Source organism: Streptomyces sp. NBC_01428, from assembly GCF_036231965.1.
Classification (GTDB): Bacteria; Actinomycetota; Actinomycetes; order Streptomycetales; family Streptomycetaceae; genus Streptomyces.
In genome coordinates, this window is sequence record NZ_CP109499.1 from 2,763,832 (window position 1) to 2,781,240 (window position 17,409).

General features: G+C 71.8%; 18 protein-coding genes. 9 read left to right on the forward strand and 9 right to left on the reverse strand.

Going from position 1 to position 17,409, the window contains the following annotated elements; all coding sequences use genetic code 11:
• Positions 1-9: 9 nt before the first annotated feature.
• The 7 genes from OG406_RS11880 to OG406_RS11910 all read left to right on the forward strand — a co-directional run bounded on the left by OG406_RS11880 (position 10) and on the right by OG406_RS11910 (position 5,715).
• Entirely contained in the window at positions 10-846 is an 837-nt protein-coding gene (locus OG406_RS11880) for a glutamate ABC transporter substrate-binding protein (RefSeq protein ID WP_164375241.1), read from the forward strand.
• Positions 847-1,005: 159 nt separating this feature from the next.
• Positions 1,006-1,674: an amino acid ABC transporter permease gene (locus tag OG406_RS11885; protein ID WP_081219770.1), complete on the forward strand. Its 669-nt coding sequence runs from the start codon at positions 1,006-1,008 to the stop codon at positions 1,672-1,674.
• Positions 1,671-2,573: an amino acid ABC transporter permease gene (locus OG406_RS11890; protein ID WP_329185659.1), complete on the forward strand. Its 903-nt coding sequence runs from the start codon at positions 1,671-1,673 to the stop codon at positions 2,571-2,573. Before OG406_RS11885 ends, OG406_RS11890 begins: the two co-directional genes overlap by 4 nt.
• A gap of 173 nt (positions 2,574-2,746) precedes the next feature.
• On the forward strand, positions 2,747-4,495 hold the full coding sequence (locus OG406_RS11895) for an FAD-dependent monooxygenase (RefSeq protein WP_164375243.1): 1,749 nt from the start codon (positions 2,747-2,749) through the stop codon (positions 4,493-4,495).
• A gap of 32 nt (positions 4,496-4,527) precedes the next feature.
• Positions 4,528-4,689: a putative leader peptide gene (locus OG406_RS11900; protein WP_323178240.1), complete on the forward strand. Its 162-nt coding sequence runs from the start codon at positions 4,528-4,530 to the stop codon at positions 4,687-4,689.
• 73 nt (positions 4,690-4,762) lie between these two features.
• Positions 4,763-5,308: a cysteine dioxygenase gene (locus tag OG406_RS11905; protein WP_164375244.1), complete on the forward strand. Its 546-nt coding sequence runs from the start codon at positions 4,763-4,765 to the stop codon at positions 5,306-5,308.
• A complete protein-coding gene (locus OG406_RS11910; protein WP_443067074.1) occupies positions 5,305-5,715 on the forward strand; it encodes a rhodanese-like domain-containing protein in 411 nt (136 codons plus the stop codon). The genes OG406_RS11905 and OG406_RS11910 overlap by 4 nt, the downstream gene beginning before the upstream one ends.
• 178 nt (positions 5,716-5,893) lie before the next feature.
• On the opposite strand, the gene OG406_RS11915 is transcribed toward OG406_RS11910, so the two are convergent.
• The 4 genes from OG406_RS11915 to recA form a co-directional block, all read right to left on the reverse strand.
• Positions 5,894-8,428, reverse strand: coding sequence for an FtsX-like permease family protein (locus OG406_RS11915; protein WP_329185664.1), 2,535 nt, complete (start codon positions 8,426-8,428; stop codon positions 5,894-5,896).
• A complete protein-coding gene (locus tag OG406_RS11920) occupies positions 8,425-9,147 on the reverse strand; it encodes an ArsR/SmtB family transcription factor (RefSeq protein WP_266852115.1) in 723 nt (240 codons plus the stop codon). The genes OG406_RS11915 and OG406_RS11920 overlap by 4 nt, the downstream gene beginning before the upstream one ends.
• A gap of 294 nt (positions 9,148-9,441) precedes the next feature.
• Entirely contained in the window at positions 9,442-10,377 is a 936-nt protein-coding gene (recX, locus tag OG406_RS11925) for a recombination regulator RecX (protein WP_329185666.1), read from the reverse strand.
• Between the two features lie 3 nt (positions 10,378-10,380).
• A complete protein-coding gene (gene recA, locus OG406_RS11930; RefSeq protein ID WP_164375247.1) occupies positions 10,381-11,511 on the reverse strand; it encodes a recombinase RecA in 1,131 nt (376 codons plus the stop codon).
• A gap of 359 nt (positions 11,512-11,870) precedes the next feature.
• Between recA and OG406_RS11935 the strand changes: the two genes are divergently transcribed.
• The gene (locus tag OG406_RS11935; protein ID WP_329185668.1) at positions 11,871-12,650 is read left to right on the forward strand and encodes a hypothetical protein; all 780 of its coding nucleotides are present in this window, start codon (positions 11,871-11,873) and stop codon (positions 12,648-12,650) included.
• Between the two features lie 3 nt (positions 12,651-12,653).
• Here the strand turns inward: OG406_RS11935 and OG406_RS11940 are convergent, their stop codons facing one another.
• Both OG406_RS11940 and OG406_RS11945 read right to left on the reverse strand, forming a co-directional pair.
• Positions 12,654-13,865 carry an AI-2E family transporter gene (locus OG406_RS11940; protein ID WP_164375249.1) on the reverse strand — a complete coding sequence of 404 codons (1,212 nt, stop codon included), beginning with the start codon at positions 13,863-13,865 and terminating at the stop codon, positions 12,654-12,656.
• Positions 13,866-13,969: 104 nt separating this feature from the next.
• On the reverse strand, positions 13,970-14,164 hold the full coding sequence (locus OG406_RS11945) for a DUF3046 domain-containing protein (RefSeq protein ID WP_164375250.1): 195 nt from the start codon (positions 14,162-14,164) through the stop codon (positions 13,970-13,972).
• Between the two features lie 80 nt (positions 14,165-14,244).
• Between OG406_RS11945 and OG406_RS11950 the strand changes: the two genes are divergently transcribed.
• Positions 14,245-15,189: a hypothetical protein gene (locus OG406_RS11950; protein WP_164375251.1), complete on the forward strand. Its 945-nt coding sequence runs from the start codon at positions 14,245-14,247 to the stop codon at positions 15,187-15,189.
• Between the two features lie 130 nt (positions 15,190-15,319).
• Here OG406_RS11950 and OG406_RS11955 read toward each other — a convergent pair whose 3' ends face one another.
• From OG406_RS11955 to OG406_RS11965, 3 genes are read right to left on the reverse strand one after another with little or no spacing between them, the layout of a single operon-like run.
• Entirely contained in the window at positions 15,320-15,628 is a 309-nt protein-coding gene (locus OG406_RS11955) for an AzlD domain-containing protein (RefSeq protein ID WP_164375252.1), read from the reverse strand.
• Positions 15,625-16,329, reverse strand: coding sequence for an AzlC family ABC transporter permease (locus OG406_RS11960; RefSeq protein WP_443067075.1), 705 nt, complete (start codon positions 16,327-16,329; stop codon positions 15,625-15,627). Before OG406_RS11960 ends, OG406_RS11955 begins: the two co-directional genes overlap by 4 nt.
• Positions 16,326-17,318, reverse strand: a complete 993-nt coding sequence (locus OG406_RS11965) for an AraC family ligand binding domain-containing protein (RefSeq protein ID WP_443067076.1) — start codon at positions 17,316-17,318, stop codon at positions 16,326-16,328. The genes OG406_RS11960 and OG406_RS11965 overlap by 4 nt, the downstream gene beginning before the upstream one ends.
• Positions 17,319-17,409 lie beyond the last annotated feature (91 nt).

Genomic DNA, 17,409 nt, shown 5'->3' on the forward strand with positions numbered 1-17,409 from the left:
ATGTTCTCCATGAAGCTCTCCAAGGTCGTCGCCGCCTCGGCCGCCGTGCTCGCCCTCACCGCCACCGCCACCGCGTGCGGTTCGGACAACAAGGACGACAGCGGTTCCTCGGGCGGCGGCAAGATCAAGGTCGGCATCAAGTACGACCAGCCCGGTCTCGGCCTGAAGCAGCCGGACGGCTCCTTCGCCGGCTTCGACGTGGACGTCGCGACCTACGTCGCCAAGGAGCTCGGTTACAAGCCGAGCCAGATCGACTTCGTCGAGACGAAGAGCGCCGACCGTGAGAACGCGCTCGCCCGCGGCGACGTGAAGTTCATCGCGGCCACCTACTCGATCACCGACGAGCGCAAGGCCAAGGTCGACTTCGCGGGCCCCTACCTGCTGGCCCACCAGGACCTGCTCGTCAAGGCCGACTCGAAGATCGCCAAGGGCGACGACCTCAACGGCAAGAAGCTCTGTTCGGTGACCGGCTCGACGTCGGCGCAGAACGTCCAGAAGACGATCGCCCCGAAGGCCAACCTGCGTCAGTACAGCGGCTACTCGGAGTGCATCGCCGGCCTGCAGAGCGGCGCCGTCGACGCGGTGACCACGGACGACTCGATCCTCGCGGGCTTCGCGGCGCAGGACAAGTACAAGGGTCAGTTCAAGCTCGCCGGCCTCAAGCTGAGCAACGAGAACTACGGCGTCGGCATCAAGAAGGGCGACTCCGCCCTGGAGAAGAAGATCAACGCCGCTCTCACCAAGATGGTCAGCGACGGCGCCTGGGACGCGGCGGTCAAGAAGAACTTCGGCCCGGCCGAGTACAAGAACGAGCCGGCCCCGAAGATCGGCGTGATCGTCAAGTAGTCCGGCCCTCCGAAGTCACCAGGTAACGCAGGGACCTTCAGGTGACGCAGGAATCCGCGGTTCACGCGGGGTTCCGCCGGTGCGCCGCCGCCCGCCGCGATCACGGCGGCGGCGCACCGCGTCCGCCACGTACGCCACCACCCGGAAGCGCGGGAGATCGTGTTCGACTTTCTTCAAGGTTATGACGTCCTCGGGGCGTTCTGGACGACGGTGAAACTCACCGTCTACTCCGCCCTCGGCTCCCTGGTCCTGGGCACCCTGCTGGCCGCGATGCGGGTCAGCCCGGTCCCCCTCATGCGCGGGTTCGGCACCGCCTACGTGAACATCGTCCGGAACATCCCGCTGACCGTCATCATCGTCTTCAGCTCACTCGGACTCGCCGACATCTTCGGCGTGACGTTGGGCGCACCGGACGACTTCAAGCTCCAGGGCTTCCGGCTCGCGGTCCTCAGTCTCGTCGCCTACACGGCGGCCTTCGTCTGCGAGGCGCTGCGCTCCGGCATCAACACCGTGCCCGTCGGACAGGCGGAGGCGGCCCGCGCGATCGGGCTGAGCTTCAGCCAGACCCTGCGGCTCATCGTGCTGCCGCAGGCGTTCCGTTCCGTCATCGTGCCGCTGGCGAACGTGCTGATCGCACTGACCAAGAACACGACCGTGGCCGCCGCCATCGGCGTGGCCGAGGCCGCCACCCTGATGAAGACGATGATCGAGGCCGAGGCGCAGACGGTCCTCATCGCCGCCGTCTTCGCCTTCGGGTTCGTGGTCCTGACCCTCCCCACCGGCCTCATCCTCGGCTGGCTGGGCAAGCGACTGGCGGTAAAGCGATGACCTCCGTTCTCTACGACGCCCCCGGCCCCCGGGCCAAGCGCCGCAATGTGGTCCTCTCGGTGGTCTTCGTCGTTCTGTTCGCCCTGTTCCTGTGGTGGGTCTGGACGGCGATGGACGACAAGAACCAGCTCAAGTGGGCCCTTTGGGAGCCGTTCACCACGGCGGACGCCTGGAGCACCTATCTGTGGCCGGGTCTCCTCGGCACGCTCAAGGCCGCCGCGCTCAGCATGGTGATCGCCCTCCCGCTGGGCGCCGTCTTCGGCATCGCCCGTCTCTCGGACCACCGCTGGGTGCGCGTTCCGGCCGGGGCCGTGGTCGAGTTCTTCCGGTCGATCCCGGTCCTGCTGCTCATGCTGTTCGCGAACGAGCTGTACGCGCGCTCCGCGGGCATCGCCAGTGAGGACCGCCCGTTCTACGCGGTCGTCACCGGCCTGGTCCTCTACAACGCCTCGGTCCTCGCCGAGGTCGTGCGGGCCGGCATCCTCGCCCTCCCCAAGGGGCAGACGGAGGCCGCGTACGCGATCGGGCTGCGCAAGGGCCAGACGATGGGCAGCATCCTGCTGCCGCAGGCGGTCACCGTCATGCTGCCCGCGATCGTCAGCCAACTCGTGGTCATCGTGAAGGACACCGCACTGGGCGGTGTGATGATCGGCTACCAGGAGCTGCTCACCGCGCGCAGCACGCTGGCGGCCAACTACGCCAACGTCGTCCAGAGCTTCATCATCGTCGCCGTCATCTTCATCATCGTGAACTTCGCGATCACCAGCTTCGCCTCCTGGCTGGAGGCCCGGCTGCGGCGCGGCAAGAAGTCGACCGGCGCGGTGCTCCCGCTGAACGACGCCGCGATCGACGGCACCGCGGGCACGGGTGGTGGCGGCGGCATCGCAGGCGGTATCTGATGAACAGTCAATCTGCGTGACCGGCGGGGGCAGTGGCGTGATCGCCACTGCCCTCGTCACTTGACGCAAGCACCGGCAATGGGTTGCATACGTTCTGTGATCGTGCACCCCGCTCCACCTGCCTGTTGCCGTACGTCTCTCAGGACACCGCTCCGGGCAGGGGGCACCGCGTCGTGGACCCGGTGATCATCGTCGGAGCAGGGCCCGTCGGGCTCACGCTGGCCCTTGCGCTGGCCCGCCAGGAGGTTCCCTCCGTGGTCCTGGACGAGGGGCCGGGCAAGGACGAACAACGGCTCGCGCGAAGTGTGGTGCTGCGCGAGGACACGGCCGCGCTGGTCGGCAGGCTCGCGGGGCTCCCGCCCGACGACATCGGCTTCCGTTGGGCCGGATGGCGGTCGATGCGACGCAAGCAGGTGATGCGCGAGGTCGCCTTCGGCGGCCGGGTGAGCGGGAGCGGGGAACGGGGCGGTGCCACCGGCTCCCGGGACACCGGGGCGTCCCGCGGTGACGGCCCTCGGGGGGCCGTCACCGCCCGGGGCGCGGGTGCCTCCAGGGGCGCGGAAAGCACGGTGGAGGCGGAGGAGTTCAGCGCTCCGCTGCACATCGCCCAGCACGAACTGACCGGGGCCCTGCGCGAGGCGATCGTCCACGAGCGGCTCATCAAGGTCGCCGCCGACAGCCGTCTCGACTCCGTCGAACAGGAGACGTCGGGCGTCACGGCACACACCCGCGGGTCCAACGGAACGTGGTGGCGCGGCAGTTACCTCGTCGGATGCGACGGACCGCGCTCGACGGTGCGCAAGCTCCAGGACATCCGCTTCCCCGGCCGCACCGCGGTCGAGCGGCACGCGGTGGCGGCGCTGCGGGCCGAACTCCCCTGGCCCGGAGAAGCGTTGCTGCACCGCCTGCCGCCGTGGCGGACGTCCGGGCCCTCCGTCGGTGAGGTGACCGCGCGCCCGCTCGCCGAGGACGTGTGGCGACTGGACTGGCTGCTGCCCCCGGGCAAGGACCTGGTCACGCCCGACCTGCTGGTCGCCCGCATCAGGGAGACCCTCGGCGGCTGGAGCGGCGGCTCCACCCCCGCGTACGAGCTGCTCGACACCGGCGTCCACACCGTGCACCACCGGCTCGCCCGGCGGTGGCGTGTCGGGCGGGTCTTCCTCGCCGGGGACGCCGCCCACCTGCTCGGCGCCCTCGGTACCCAGGGGCTGGACGAAGGGCTGCGGGACGCCGACAACCTCGCCTGGAAGCTGGCGCTCGCCTGGCACCACGGCCCGCACGAGGCCCTGCTCGACAGCTACCAGACGGAGCGGAGGGCCGTGGTCGCCGCCCGGTTGCGCGCCGCCGACCAGGCACTGCCCGTCCTGCGGGGCGGCGGCGGGCTTCGTGCCTACGTCCCCGGCTCCGCGCGCGGCCACGACGCGCTCCTCACGGACGGCCACCTCGGACGCGGCCCGCTGGGCACGCCGGGGACGTACGCCGACTCCCCGCTCGCGCCCCCGCCCGCCGAGTCGCAGGCCCCCGTCGCCACCGAGCCGGGCGCCCCGGTCACCGACGTCCGGGTGACGGCGGAGGACGGCTCGTTCGTACCGCTGCGCGAGCGGCTCGGGCGCGGCGTCCTGCTCGTCGTGCTGATCGCGCCGGGCACCGGGGTGTGGGAACGCAAGCACTGGGTGACGGCCGGCATCATGCCCCGGCTCGCCGCCGCCGTGACCGCGCTGCCGCACCCCGCCGAACTCCTCGTCGCGGAGAGCTATCCGGGCGCGGCGGCGCACACCGTGCTCCTCGTCCGCCCCGACGGCCATCTGGTCACCGCGCTCAGCGGCGTCCGGCCGGCCGACCTGTACGAGGCGGCCGAGGCCGCCCTCGGCGGACCGGCGGCGACGGAGCCCGCCGCGGAGGCGACCGCCGGCCGGAGTTGAACGCTCCGTGACCACCTGAGCTGGGGGATTCGATGCCGTGGGCCCTCGGGGGTCCACATAGTGACAGTGAGTTGACCCGCCTGCACCGTCATGGTCTACTCCGGATCGTGACCGACACCTGTGTGCGCCTGTGGCGGAGGGTCCATATGGACCTCCTCCGCTATGCGGGCTGCGTGTGTCGCCCGTCCTTCTGACTTCGCATCCTTTCTCCCGCGCGCCGCTTCGTGCCTTCGCGCGCTCCTCTCGCGAACTCTCAGGACGGTCCGAGTGTCTGTCTCACCCTCTGTCTCCGCGTCTCCCGCTGTCCCCGGCGCCTCCGGCACCCCCACCCAGGCCGATCTCCTCGCCTTCGTCCGCCGTACGGCCGCCGACGCCGAGCTGATCGCCTCGCTCCCCCTCGACCCCGAAGGCCGCACCTGGGTGCGGCTCGAAGGCCCCGGCGGCAGCGAGGCCTGGCTCATCGGCTGGCCGCCCGGCACCGGTACGGGCTGGCACGACCACGCCGAGTCGGTCGGCGCCTTCCTCACCGCGTCCGGCGAGCTCAAGGAACACTCGCTCGCCGCGCGGCTGCCCGCCGACGGCTGGAAGACCCTCGAACTCACCGAGGACATCGACCGGCACCGCACGCTGTCCGCGGGTACCGGCCGCGCCTTCGGCCGCCACCACGTGCACGAGGTCCTCAACGAGTCCACCGAGGAGCACGCGATCTCGGTCCACGCCTACTACCCGCCGCTCCCGCAGATCCGCCGCTACAGCCGCACCGGCCAGTTGCTGCGTCTGGAGCACGTCGAACGCCCGGAGGACTGGCAGTGAGCACCCCCGGCCCCGTCGGCATCGACGAGCTGCTGGAGCAGGTCCGCGCGGGCCTCGACCGCGTGGAACCCGAGGAGGCGTACGCGGCCGCGCAGGCCGGCGAGGCCCTCCTGGTCGACACCCGGTACGCGGCCCTGCGTGACCGCGACGGCCTGGTCCCCGGGGCTCTCGTCGTCGAGCGCAACGAACTGGAGTGGCGGCTCGACCCCGTCGGCAGCCATCGTGCCCCTGAGGCCACGAGCCATGACCTGAAGGTCGTGGTGTTCTGCAACGAGGGATACGCGTCGAGTCTCGCAGCGGCGTCCCTGCGTCAGTTGGGGCTGCACCGGGCGACCGACCTGGTCGGTGGCTTCCAGGCGTGGCGAGCGGCCGGTCTCCCGGTCACGACCGCCGACGGGGACGAGTAGGTCCGCCGCCCTCGGCCCACGCGGAACCCTGGCCCCTCCCGGCCCCTACGAAGGCGGGCGCCCCTCGGGTAAGGGGCGCCCGCCTTGTGCACCACCTCTTACAACCACCCTTCGGGGCCACCCTTTCGGGAGTGGCGCGCACCTTTCGGCGGCGTGTCCCACGCGCCGCCGGCGGGACTCACTCCTTGGCCGTGGCCACCAGGACGGGCCGCGTCCTCAGGGCGACGCGCCCGGGCAGCGCGGTGGCGACCAGGGCGAGCAGCCCGGCGACCGCGACGACCGTCAGGTACACGAGCGGGGTGACCGCGGGGGCCGCGCTGCCCGTCATACCGACGCTGAAGGCGGTGAGGACGGCGAGCGCGATCCCGCTGCCGAGGGCCGTGGCGAGCAGCAGGACCGACAGTGCCTCGGTCCGCAGCATGCGCAGCACCTGACGGCGGGTCGCACCGGCGAGGCGGAGCATCGCGAACTCGCGGACCCGTTCGGACACCGACATGGCGAGGGTGTTGACGACGGCGATGGCGGTGAAGGCCAGCACCAGCCCCATGGCGAGGAGGTTCACCTCGGCGTTCGCCTGCTGCCGCTCGATCCGGAGCGAGTCCGCCTCGGCCGGGGCGAGCACTCGTACGGCCGGGAACTCACGCAGCGTGGTCGCGAATTGTTTCTGTGTGCGGGCAGTGCGGACCAGGACGGAGGCGGCGAGTGGGTTGTCGACATGGCGGGCGACCAGGTCGTGGGCGAAGGTCAGGTCCCCGAAGCCGAGGCCCCTGGTGTAGACGGCGGCGACCGTGAGCCGGACGGGCGTTCCGTCACCGAGGGTGAGACGCAGCGTGTCTCCGGGCTTCAGATGGAGCTGGTTCGCGGCGAGTTCGCTGACGGCGACCGTGCCGCTGTCGAGGTCGTCCAGGGTGCCCGCCGTGACGTCCGGGTCCCAGGTGCAGGACAGGCCGGCCGGTGTGACGCCCTGTGCCGCGTACTTGTCGAGGCCCACCCGGACGGTCGTGCGGACCACTTCGGTGACGACGTCGTGCCGCGTGCGCAGGGCCCGGGCTGCCGCCGCCGGAACACCGGGGCCCTGAGCGGCGAGCACATAGTCGGCGCGGACACCCTCGCGCGCCTGGGCCCGGGCCGCGTTCCCGAGCGTGGGCTGGACGAAGAGCACGGTGCAGGTCATCCCGACGAGGAGGGTCAGCGGAGTGACGACGGAGGCCATGCGGGCCGCGTTGCCGCGGAGGTTGGCGCGGGCGAGCCGTCCCGCGGGGCCGCTCAGCCGCAGCGGGCCGGCGAGCCCGGCGGCGGCAGCGCGCACCAGCAGCGGTCCGAGGAGGGAGACGGCGGTGGCGAGGACCACGACGGCCAGGAACGTCACGGGCGTCGACGCGGGCTCGGTGCGCAGCCTGCTGAGCACGGCGACGAGCACGGCTCCGCCCGCGAGGAGCACGAGACCGGCGAGCGTCCGGCCCCATGCCGGGCGGGTGCGCTCGACCCGTGCTTCGGCGAGTGCCTCGGCCGGGCGGATGCGGACGACACGGCGGGACGAGATACGGGCGGCGGCCCAGGCACCGAACAGCGTGGCGCCGACGGCGGCGAACAGGGGGAGGACACTGACGGTGTGCTGAAGCGTGGAGGGGACGGCGCCCAGGGCGACGAAGCGGTCGTACAGCCAACTCCCCAGCGGCAGGCCCACGATGGCTCCGCCGACACCTGCGGCCGCTCCGACGAGCAGGGCCTCGCGTCCGAGCAGGGTGCGGATCTGCCCCTGGGTGGCGGCGATGGCCCGCAGCAGGGCGAGTTCGCGATGACGCTGCTGGACGGACAGGGCGAAGGTGCCCACGACCACCAGCACGGCCACCAGCACGGAAGTGCCGCCCATCGCGCCGCCCATGCTGACCAGCCGGATGCGGGCGGCCGCGGCGTCCAGGAACTCGACCGGGCCTCGTGCGTCACCCGAAGCGACCTGCGCGGTGGTGCCGTTCAGCGCCTCGGTCACGGCCCGCTCGACCGTCCGGACGTCGGCGCTGTTCTCGGGCAGGACACCGATGGCGCTGACCTGGCCGGGGTGGGCGGCCAGCCGCGTGGCCTCGGCCGTGGAGAAGAAGAGGGAGGTCTGGTGGCTGACGTCGGAGGCGGGCGCGGCGATTCCGGTGACGTGGTAGGTGCGGGGTGACCGCGTCGACTGGACGGTGAGGCGGTCGCCGGGCTTCAGGTGCGCGCGCTCGGCGAAGTGCCGGTCGACGACGAGGTCGGTGTCCGACTCGGGTGCCCTGCCGGCGGTGAGCCGGTACGGAGTGAGCGCGGCCGAGTCCCAGGCATGCCCGTAGGCGGGACGGTCCTTCTCCACGGCAGAGGCGGCGGTCAACGGCTGTGCGAGGAAGGTCAGTTCGGGGACGACGCGGCGCACTCCGGGCAGACCGCGCAGCCGGGTGGCGAGGTCGTCCGCGAGCCAGGCCCGTTCGGCGATCGGCTTCGCCTTGTGCTTGACCTTGGTCTTTCCCTTCTTGTGCTTGACGGTCGTCCGGTGGACGTTCTGGTCGGCGGAGACCACGATCGGCGCCGCGGCGTAGCGCTCGGTGCGGATCGTGCCGCGCAGGCCGGTCTCCAGGAGAGTGCCGCAGGCGGTGATGAGGGCCGCCGCGCACATCAGGGCGACGAAGGCACCGAGGAAGCCGCCCTTGCGGGCGCGGACGGTCTTCAGCGCGTAGCGCAGCATCATGTCGGGTCGCTCGCTTTTCTGTTGTGGGATGCCTCGGTGTCGTCGACTGCCGTGCTGCCGTGGGATGTCGGCACACTCTCGGCTTCGGCTCCGGTGTCGTTGTCCGGGGCCGGATGGGCGAGGAACCGGGTGAGGACGGTGCGCGCGCCGTCGGGAGTGTCGGTGTCGGGGCGCCTGTAGCGGTTGAGGAGCGCGATGTACTCCTCGAAGAACGCGTGCAGTTCGGGAAGCGTGAGCCGGATGCTGCCGCGCGAGTAGGGGAAGGCGTCGGCCCACGGGTCCTCGTCCGCGCCGGTCCGCGTCTGCGTCCGGGCCTGGGCCTTCTCGAAGAGTTCGAGGTCGGCGGCGTAGGCGTGGTGGTTCAGCTCGTCCATGACGAGCCGCATCTCGGCGCTCTGCCGGCTGCGGGGCGGGAACCGCCGGTCACCGGGTACCGCCCGCCACCAGCGCTCCCGGCCGTGACCGTCCGCCTCCGGCTGCTCCTCGACGAAGCAGTACCGGGCGAGTTCACGCAGGTGGTAGCTGGTGGCTCCGGTGTTCAGCCCGAGCTCGCGGGCCAGGCTCGCCGAGGTCGCCGGGCCGTGCAGGGTGAGGTGCTGGAGGATGCGCTGCCGCCGGGGCTGCGCGAGGGCCTTGAGCGTGGCGAGGTCGGAGAGTTCCGTGGAGGCATGCGGCGCCGGTGCGGGTGCTGCCTCCTGCATGCCGGGTTCCTGTGCCATGTGTACACAGTCGTCCGTGCACAGGTGCCTGTGCACTGCGGTGACCAGGCGTCTTCCGCCGGGGGTTAACCCCACCCCGTCCGGGGCCAGTTGACGTCGCGGCAGGCGGTCACGCCGGGGTCACTCCTACGCCGCCCTCGTGGATCCGTCCGCACCCACACATGCGTCCGGGCCCCGAACGCGATCGGCGCCCCCGCGCGTCCACCGTGTCCGAAGCCCGTGACCGGACGACGGCGCCCGGGACTCCGGGACACCGTGTGCTGCTGCTCCGTCGAGGGATCGGGGCCCGCGGGCTCAGAACCCCTCGTCCGCGAGCCCTTCCGTGTCCTCGCCCTCTTCTTCCAACGCCTGCCGGACCACGCGCAGGGCCATGCCCTGGGAGTAGCCCTTGCGGGCGAGCATGCCCGCGAGGCGCCGCAGTCGCTTGTCGCGGTCCAGGCCGCGCGTGGAGCGCAGCTTGCGGGCGACCAGGTCCCGCGCGGTCGCCTCCTCCTGGTCGGAGTCGAGCTGCCCGACGGCCTCGTCGATCAGCGTCGGTTCGACGCCCTTGGTCCGCAGCTCCTGGGCGAGGGCTCGTCTGGCCAGTCCCCGGCCGTGGTGCCGGGACTCGACCCAGGCTTCCGCGAAGGCGCTGTCGTTGATCAGCCCGACCTCCTCGAACCGTGACAGGACCTCGTCCGCCACCTCGTCCGGGATCTCGCGCTTGCGCAGCGCGTCCGCGAGTTGCTTGCGCGTACGCGGGGTCCCGGTGAGCAGACGCAGGCAGATCGCGCGCGCCTGCTCGGCCGGGTCCTTCGGCTGCTCCCCCTTCTCGGCCCTCTCGGCCCTCGACGAGAAGGGGGCGCCCCCGTCCTGCGGGTCGTCGGACGGATCGCCGAAACCGCCGCGCCTCCGACGCCCTCGTCCACCTCGTGATCCGCCCGCACCGCGGGCGGCGCCACCGCCACGCCGGGACCCTTCGCCCGAAGGACCGTCACTCCGGCGCGGGCCGAAGCCCGAGGCTCCGCCGTCGTCCGGACCACCGTCGTCCGGACCGTCTCCGGAGAAGCCTTCCCCGCCGTCGAGCCCGTCGTCGGCGGGGCCGTACGAACGGCCGCCGTACCCCCCGGCACCGCCGTACGCTCCGTCACCGTCTCCGTCCGGGCCGCCGTCACGCCCGCCGTACCCCTGCCCCGGCCCCATGGGGGCGGCAGGGGAGGCGTACTCGGCCCAGTCGGTTCGCCGTGTCATGGTCTAGCTCTTGGCCGCCGCGGCCCGGGCCTTGGTGGCCTTGGCAGCCGGAGCGGGCACCGTCTTCGCGGCGTCGTCCGGGGCAGCCGGGACCGCAGCGTCCGCGCCCGGCACGACGGCGGGCTCCTCGGTCTTCTTGTTCACACCGACGCCCAGCTTCTCCAGGATCTTCTTCTCGATCTCGTCGGCGAGGTCGGGGTTGTCCTTCAGGAAGTTGCGCGCGTTCTCCTTGCCCTGGCCGAGCTGGTCGCCCTCGTACGTGTACCAGGCACCGGCCTTGCGGACGAAGCCGTGCTCCACGCCCATGTCGATCAGACCGCCCTCGCGGCTGATGCCATGCCCGTACAGGATGTCGAACTCGGCCTGCTTGAACGGCGGCGCGACCTTGTTCTTGACGACCTTGACGCGCGTGCGGTTGCCGACCGCGTCGGTGCCGTCCTTCAGCGTCTCGATGCGGCGGATGTCGAGTCGCACCGAGGCGTAGAACTTCAGCGCCCGGCCACCGGTCGTGGTCTCCGGGGAGCCGAACATCACGCCGATCTTCTCGCGCAGCTGGTTGATGAAGATCGCGGTGGTCTTCGACTGGTTGAGCGCGCTGGTGATCTTCCGCAGGGCCTGGCTCATCAGACGGGCCTGCAGACCCACGTGCGAGTCGCCCATCTCGCCCTCGATCTCCGCGCGCGGCACCAGGGCGGCGACGGAGTCGATGACGATGAGGTCGAGCGCACCGGAGCGGACCAGCATGTCCACGATCTCCAGGGCCTGCTCGCCGTTGTCCGGCTGCGACAGGATGAGGTTGTCGATGTCGACGCCGAGCTTCTTCGCGTACTCGGGGTCGAGGGCGTGCTCGGCGTCCACGAACGCCACCTGGCCGCCGGCCTTCTGCGCGTTCGCGACGGCGTGCAGGGTCAGGGTCGTCTTACCGGAGGACTCCGGGCCGTAGACCTCGACCACGCGGCCGCGCGGGAGCCCGCCGACGCCGAGGGCGACGTCGAGCGCGGTCGACCCGGTGGGGATGACCTCGATGGGCTCATTCGGCCGCTCGCCCAGGCGCATCACTGCACCCTTGCCGAACTGCCGTTCAATCTGCGCGAGCGCGGCGTCGAGCGCCTTCTCGCGGTCGGTTCCTGCCATGGGTTCCACCCGGTTTGCTTGAGTCGATCGCTTCACGTCAAAGACGCTAACGCCTGCCACTGACAATGCGCCCCGACGCCCGTCCGGCCTGTGGATAACTCGGGCACATCTCCATGGAAACCCTGCCGAAATCCTCGGCGAGGGCTCCGCCGGAACTTCCATAAGAATGGATGTTCGATTTTCGTGTCAAGCGCACCACGCGACACCTCCGAGACTACGTTCACCGTCCGACAAGTCCCGGGATCCGCGCTCGTCACGGGCCCGGCGCGCGCCCGCCCCGGGCTACTCCCCCGGGCGCAGCACCGGTGTCTCCGGCCGTACGACGACGTCGTGCGGGGCCGCCCGGCAGGCTGTGCGCCATGGAAACGACGAGGGTCCGCGCCCTGACTCCGCAGAAGCCCTCGCTCCGTGCGGCCGAGCGGTTCTGCCATGCCACGGGCACCGTGCTCGTCCTGTCGGGATGCGCGCATCTGCTGGTCTTCGCCGTCGACGGCGGCCCTTGGGACGGTCCGGTCTCCTGGCGCAAGCCCGTCACCTTCGGGCTCTCCTTCGGGCTGACGCTGATCGCGGTCACCTGGGTGACGTCGTATCTGCGTGTCGGGGCCCGGCTGCGCACCGTGCTGCTCGTCGTGTTCGCCGCGGACTGTGTCGTGGAGGTCGGCGGGATCACGCTCCAGGCGTGGCGGCGGGTGCCCTCGCATCTGGACATGGAGACCGGCTTCGACACCGTGGTGTCCATGTTGCTCGCCGTGGGCGGCGGCGTGCTGGTCGTGGTGCTGACCCTGTTCGCGGTCGCGTCGTTCCGGAACCGGCCGGCGGGGCCTCCCGGCATGCCGCTCGCCCTGCGTTCCGGGTTCGCGATCCTGCTGGTCGCGCTGGCCTCCGGCGCCGCGATGATCGCCCGCGGTGTCGTTCTCGCCCGTACCGGCCACCAGGAGGCCGCCTACCACTCGACGGCTCCGCTCAAGCCGCTGCACGGCGTGAGTCTGCACGCCGTTCTCGTGCTGCCCGCGCTGGCGTGGCTGCTGTCCCGCACCGGCTGGAGCGAGCGGGTCAGGGAGCGCGTCCTGTACGGGGCGGTCGGCTGCTACGCCGCGGCCGTCCTCGCCGCAGGCGTCGACGCGGTGCTCACCTGGTGAGGGTCACCGGTCGAGCAGCCGCCGCACGCGCGCGGCGAGCCCCTCCGAGCTGCGCGTGCGGTGCCCGTGGACGCGCGGGTCGTCCGTGACCTCGTAGCGCTTCACGTAGGCCCCGAGGAACGCCTGGAGCGTGGCCACGGCGGGGATGGCGATCAGGGCGCCGACGGCTCCGAGGAGCGCCGTGCCCGCGATGACGGACCCGAAGGCGACCGCCGGGTGGATGTCCACCGACTTGGAGGTCAGCTTGGGCTGCAGCACGTAGTTCTCGAACTGCTGGTAGATCACGACGAAGACCAGCACCCACAGCGCGTACCAGGGGTCGACGGTGAAGGCGATCAGCATCGGCAGGGCGCCCGCGAGATAGGTGCCGATGGTCGGGATGAACTGCGAGACCAGGCCGACCCACACGCCGAGCACGGGCGCGTAGGGCACGCCGAGTGCCTCCAGCAGGATGTAGTGCGCCACTCCCGAGATCAGTGCCATCAGGCCGCGCGAGTACAGATAGCCGCCGGTCTTGTCGACGGCGATCTCCCAGGCGCGCAGCACCTCGGCCTGCCGGGCCGGCGGCAGCACCGAGCAGAGCGCCCGCCGCAGCCGCGGTCCGTCGGCGGCGAAGTAGAACGAGAACAGCGCGATGGTCAGCAGCTGGAAGAGCCCGCCCAGGACCTGCCCGGAGACGTCCAGGACGCCGGTGGCGCTGTTCTGCACGTACTTCCGGAGCCAGGCGGAGTGGAGCAGGCTGTCCTGGATGTCGACCCGTCTCAGGTCGGTGTGGAAGTGCGCGTTGATCCAGTTGATGACGGAGTCGAGGTAGTCCGGGAAGCCCTCGACCATCTTGATGATCTGCCCCGCGAGCATCGAGCCGAGCAGCGTGATGAATCCCGCGGTCAGGATCAGCGAGCCGAGGAAGACGAAGAACGCGGCCAGTCCCCTGCGCATGCCCCGCGAGGCCATCCAGCTGACCGCGGGTTCTATCGCGAGCGCGAGGAAGAACGAGATCAGGATGTTGATCAACAGGCCCGTGAGCTGGTGGAACGCCCAACTGCCCAGTTGGAACGCCGCGATGAGCATCAGCGCGAGCACCATGGCACGCGGCAGCCAGCGCGGCATGCGACCGCCCTGCGCGACGACGCCCGCGCCGGGCGGGTCGGGCGGTGTCGTGCCGAACGGGGATGCCTGCTGATCGACCTGCGGGTTCTCGTCTGTCGGGGCCACGGGGCAAGTTTCGCCCACGCCACCGACAATCGGACCCGGTCCCCCCTTGTTCGATGCCCGCCGGACACTTTCCCGGCCCGGGCCAGGCACTTTTCGGGTGCCTGTCAGCGCTTTTCGTACGGAACGTCCATCGACGAGCACACCGCGCGCCAGACGTCCCTGGCCTCCCAGCCGGCGTCCAGCGCCTCGTTGACGGTGCGCCCGCCGAGTTCCGTCATCACGTGATCGCGCGCGAAGGTGTCGGCGTACCCCGCCCCGAAGTGATCAGCCATTCGCTGCCAGAAGACCGTCAACCGCATGACACCAGTATCCCGCCCCTGGGGGTGGGCCAGTGCCGGGAGCCCATGCCGAGACCGCTTTCCGCCCTACGGTCTGACGCATGGCCGAAACAGGAGCATCCCCACTCCCCCAGACGCCCCCGGCGCGTTCCCCGCTCGCACGCGCCGAGCACTTCATCTGGCTCACCGCGCGCGTGCTGGAACAGCGCCGCTTCGCTTATCACTTCCTCGACGGAGGCGCCGACGCGGTGGAGACCGCGCTGGCCGCGTACCGCAACGACGACGAAGGCTACGGTCACGCGCTCGAACCCGATCTGCGCGGCCCGGTCAGCCAGCCGCTGCACACCGGGCACGCCCTACGGGTCCTCGACTCGATCGGGCGCTGCGGCGGCCAGCGGGTGGAGCGTGTGTGCCGCTATCTGACCTCCGTGTCGACGGCGGACGGCGCGCTCCCGGCGATCCATCCCAGCCAGCGCGGCTACCCGGCCGCCCCCTTCCTCACGATCGTCGACGACCCGCCGAGCGAACTCCTCTCCACCGGTCCCGTGGTGGGCCTGCTGCACCGCAACGAGGTGTGGCACGCCTGGCTGTTCCGGGCCACCGACTTCTGCTGGCAGGCGGTCGAGTCCCTGGAGCGGTCCCATCCGTACGAGATCGAGGCGGCGGTCGCCTTCCTCGACTCGGCGGCCGACCGCCCGCGCGCGGAGGCGTGCGCCGACCGGCTGGGCCGCCTCGTCCGGGAGGGCCGGCTCGCCGCACTCGACCCCGGGAACCTGGCGGCCTTCCCCGTCGCCCCCGGTTACGCGGAGCGTGAGCATCACTTCCCCCACGACTACGCGGGCACTCCGGGCTCGCTCGCGCGCGCGTGGTTCACCGACGAGGAGATGTCACGCTCCCTCGACCACCTCGCGGCCGAGCAGCAGGAGGACGGCGGCTGGCCGATCCGGTGGCGTCAGTGGGCGCCGGGCACCGCCCTGGAGAGCCGTCCCCTGGTGACGATCGAGGCACTGCGCACCCTGCGGGCGCACGGGAGACCCGTCGGCTGAGGACGTCCGGCATTCACCGCTGTGCGCGACCACCACACCGGCCACGGCCCCTCCGTCCGGGGCATGACGGGATCGGGGGCCGCGCTCGGCTCCGGGGGCGCGGCGCGGTCCACGCGCGTGTGGCCGCGTGTCACCCCGTGATCGCGCGGACTCCGGCCGTCACCACCACCGCCGCGGCGACCACCACCAGGAACGGGGCACGCAGGATCAGTGCGACGGCCGCCGCCGCGAGCCCCGCGGCCTTCGCGTCCACGACGAGGACCCGCCCGTCCGCGAAGGTCTGCTGGGCCGTGAGGGCGGCAAGGAGCGCGACCGGCAACAGGGCGGCGAGCCGCTGCACGAGGGGCCGCTCCAGCACCCCGGCGGGGATCAGCAGACCGACGAGCTTGACGACGTAGCAGCCGACGGCGGTGGCGCCGATGGCGATCCAGATGTTCAACGGTCTTCCCCAGATGCGTCGTGCGGTGCGTTGTCGGGCCCGTCGGCCGGCGCCTCGGGCCCGGTCGTGGGCGCGGTCCGCGGTGTGTGGGCGTCTGGCCCGTCGCCGGTCCGCCCTCGGTTGCGTCCCGTCACGTAGAGCACGGCGGGGGCGGCGAGCGCGGCCACCAGCACGGGGACTCCGGCGGGCAGTACGGGCAGCAGGCCGAGCCCGAGCAGGACCGCGATGCCGGCGACCGCGCGTTCCGTGGTGGTCTTCAGCATCGGCGCGAGCAGCGCCAGGAAGACGGCGGGTCCGGCGGCGTCCAGTCCCCACTTGTCGGTGTCCCCGATGGCCTCGGCCCCGGCCGCGCCGAGCAGGGTGGTCAGGTTCCACAGGAGGTACAGCGACAGACCGGTGACCGTGAAGCCGAGCCGGACGCTGCGGCGGGTGGGCTGCGCGAGTGCGACGGCCGTGGTCTCGTCGATCACCCACTGGGCGGCGAACGGGCGCACCGCGCGCGGGAGAGCGAGAAGCTGCGACAGGCGCAGCCCGTAGAAGGCGTTGCGCACCCCCAGGAAGAAGGCGCCCGCGGCCGCGGTGAGCGGGTTGCCTCCGGCCGCGAGCGCACCCACCAGCGCGAACTGCGAGGCGCCGGTGAACACCAGGAGGCTGAGCGCACAGGTCTGCAGAAGGCTGAGCCCGCTGCCGGCCGACGTCACCCCGAAGGCGAAACCGGACAGTCCGACGGCGACCCCGACTCCGAGTGCGTCGCGGACGACGGCGGCGTCGGGTTTTCCGCCTTCTTCACTGGTTCGGTCCGCGAGAGCTGTCTGTTCTGCCACCCGTCGGACGGTACGAGGAGGTGCCCCGCGCCGTCTTGTACGTTCTTGCGCTCGCGCTGGTAGGCCCCCGGAGGCACGCCCACGATCCGGGTGAAGTGGCGGTTGAGGTGGGGCTGGTCCGTGAAGCCGACGGCGACGGCCGCCTCGGCGGGCGCGGAACCGGCGTCCAGGAGGTGGCGTGCGCGGCGCACCCGGGCGTCGGTCAGCCAGGTGTGGGGCGGCATCCCGTAGGCGTCCCGGAACGCGCGCAGCAGGGCGAACGAACTGGTGCCGAGGTCGGTGGCGAGCCGCTCCAGTGTCGGCGGCTCGGCCATCCGTTCCTCCAGCACGGCACGCGCGCGTGCCGCGAGACGGCCGCCCGCGGTCCGCACGGCCCGCTGCGGCAGGGGCCCGCCGTTCCGGCGCAGCAGCCGGGTCACGGCGACCCGCAGCAGGGTGTCGGCGGCCAGCGCGTTGCCCTCGTCGGCGGCCCGGAGCACCTGGTGGACCAGCCCCGCCGCGTAGGGATCGTCGAGGACGGGCCGGGTGAATCCGGGGGCACCGCGCAGGGTGGTGGTCTCGGCGGCGATCTCCGCGACGAGGTCCGGGGAGGGGTACACGGCGCCGTAGCGCCAGCCTTCGGGGACGCCGGCGCGTCCGGTGTGCGGGGTGTCGGGGTTGACGAGGGCCAGCGCGCCGGGACCCGCGTACTGGTCGACGCCACCGTGGTGGAAGACCTCGACGCCCTCGTCGATGGCGGCGATCACGAAGTTCTCGTGGGTGTGCCGCACGAAGATCTTCTCGACGTAGCGGGCGCGCAGGAGATCGACACCGGGCAGCTCCGCGTACTGCCAGTGCCGTGCCCGCTCCTGCCCCGAACCTGCCACGCCCTCATTCTCCGCCACCTCGGCCGGAGCCACCGTGGACGCGACCTCATCCCCGGCCGCGGCCACCGTGGGCGTCCGCCGCATCCCGCAG

What these genes read in the sequence shown, in the direction of transcription:
- OG406_RS11880 (WP_164375241.1), top strand. Translation starts at nt 10, where the DNA reads ATGAAGCTCTCCAAGGTCGTCGCCGCCTCGGCCGCCGTGCTCGCCCTC.
- OG406_RS11890 (WP_329185659.1), top strand. Translation starts at nt 1,671, where the DNA reads ATGACCTCCGTTCTCTACGACGCCCCCGGCCCCCGGGCCAAGCGCCGC.
- OG406_RS11900 (WP_323178240.1), top strand. Translation starts at nt 4,528, where the DNA reads ATGCCGTGGGCCCTCGGGGGTCCACATAGTGACAGTGAGTTGACCCGC.
- OG406_RS11915 (WP_329185664.1), bottom strand. Translation starts at nt 8,428, where the DNA reads ATGATGCTGCGCTACGCGCTGAAGACCGTCCGCGCCCGCAAGGGCGGC.
- OG406_RS11920 (WP_266852115.1), bottom strand. Translation starts at nt 9,147, where the DNA reads ATGGCACAGGAACCCGGCATGCAGGAGGCAGCACCCGCACCGGCGCCG.
- recX (WP_329185666.1), bottom strand. Translation starts at nt 10,377, where the DNA reads ATGACACGGCGAACCGACTGGGCCGAGTACGCCTCCCCTGCCGCCCCC.
- recA (WP_164375247.1), bottom strand. Translation starts at nt 11,511, where the DNA reads ATGGCAGGAACCGACCGCGAGAAGGCGCTCGACGCCGCGCTCGCGCAG.
- OG406_RS11935 (WP_329185668.1), top strand. Translation starts at nt 11,871, where the DNA reads ATGGAAACGACGAGGGTCCGCGCCCTGACTCCGCAGAAGCCCTCGCTC.
- OG406_RS11945 (WP_164375250.1), bottom strand. Translation starts at nt 14,164, where the DNA reads ATGCGGTTGACGGTCTTCTGGCAGCGAATGGCTGATCACTTCGGGGCG.
- OG406_RS11950 (WP_164375251.1), top strand. Translation starts at nt 14,245, where the DNA reads ATGGCCGAAACAGGAGCATCCCCACTCCCCCAGACGCCCCCGGCGCGT.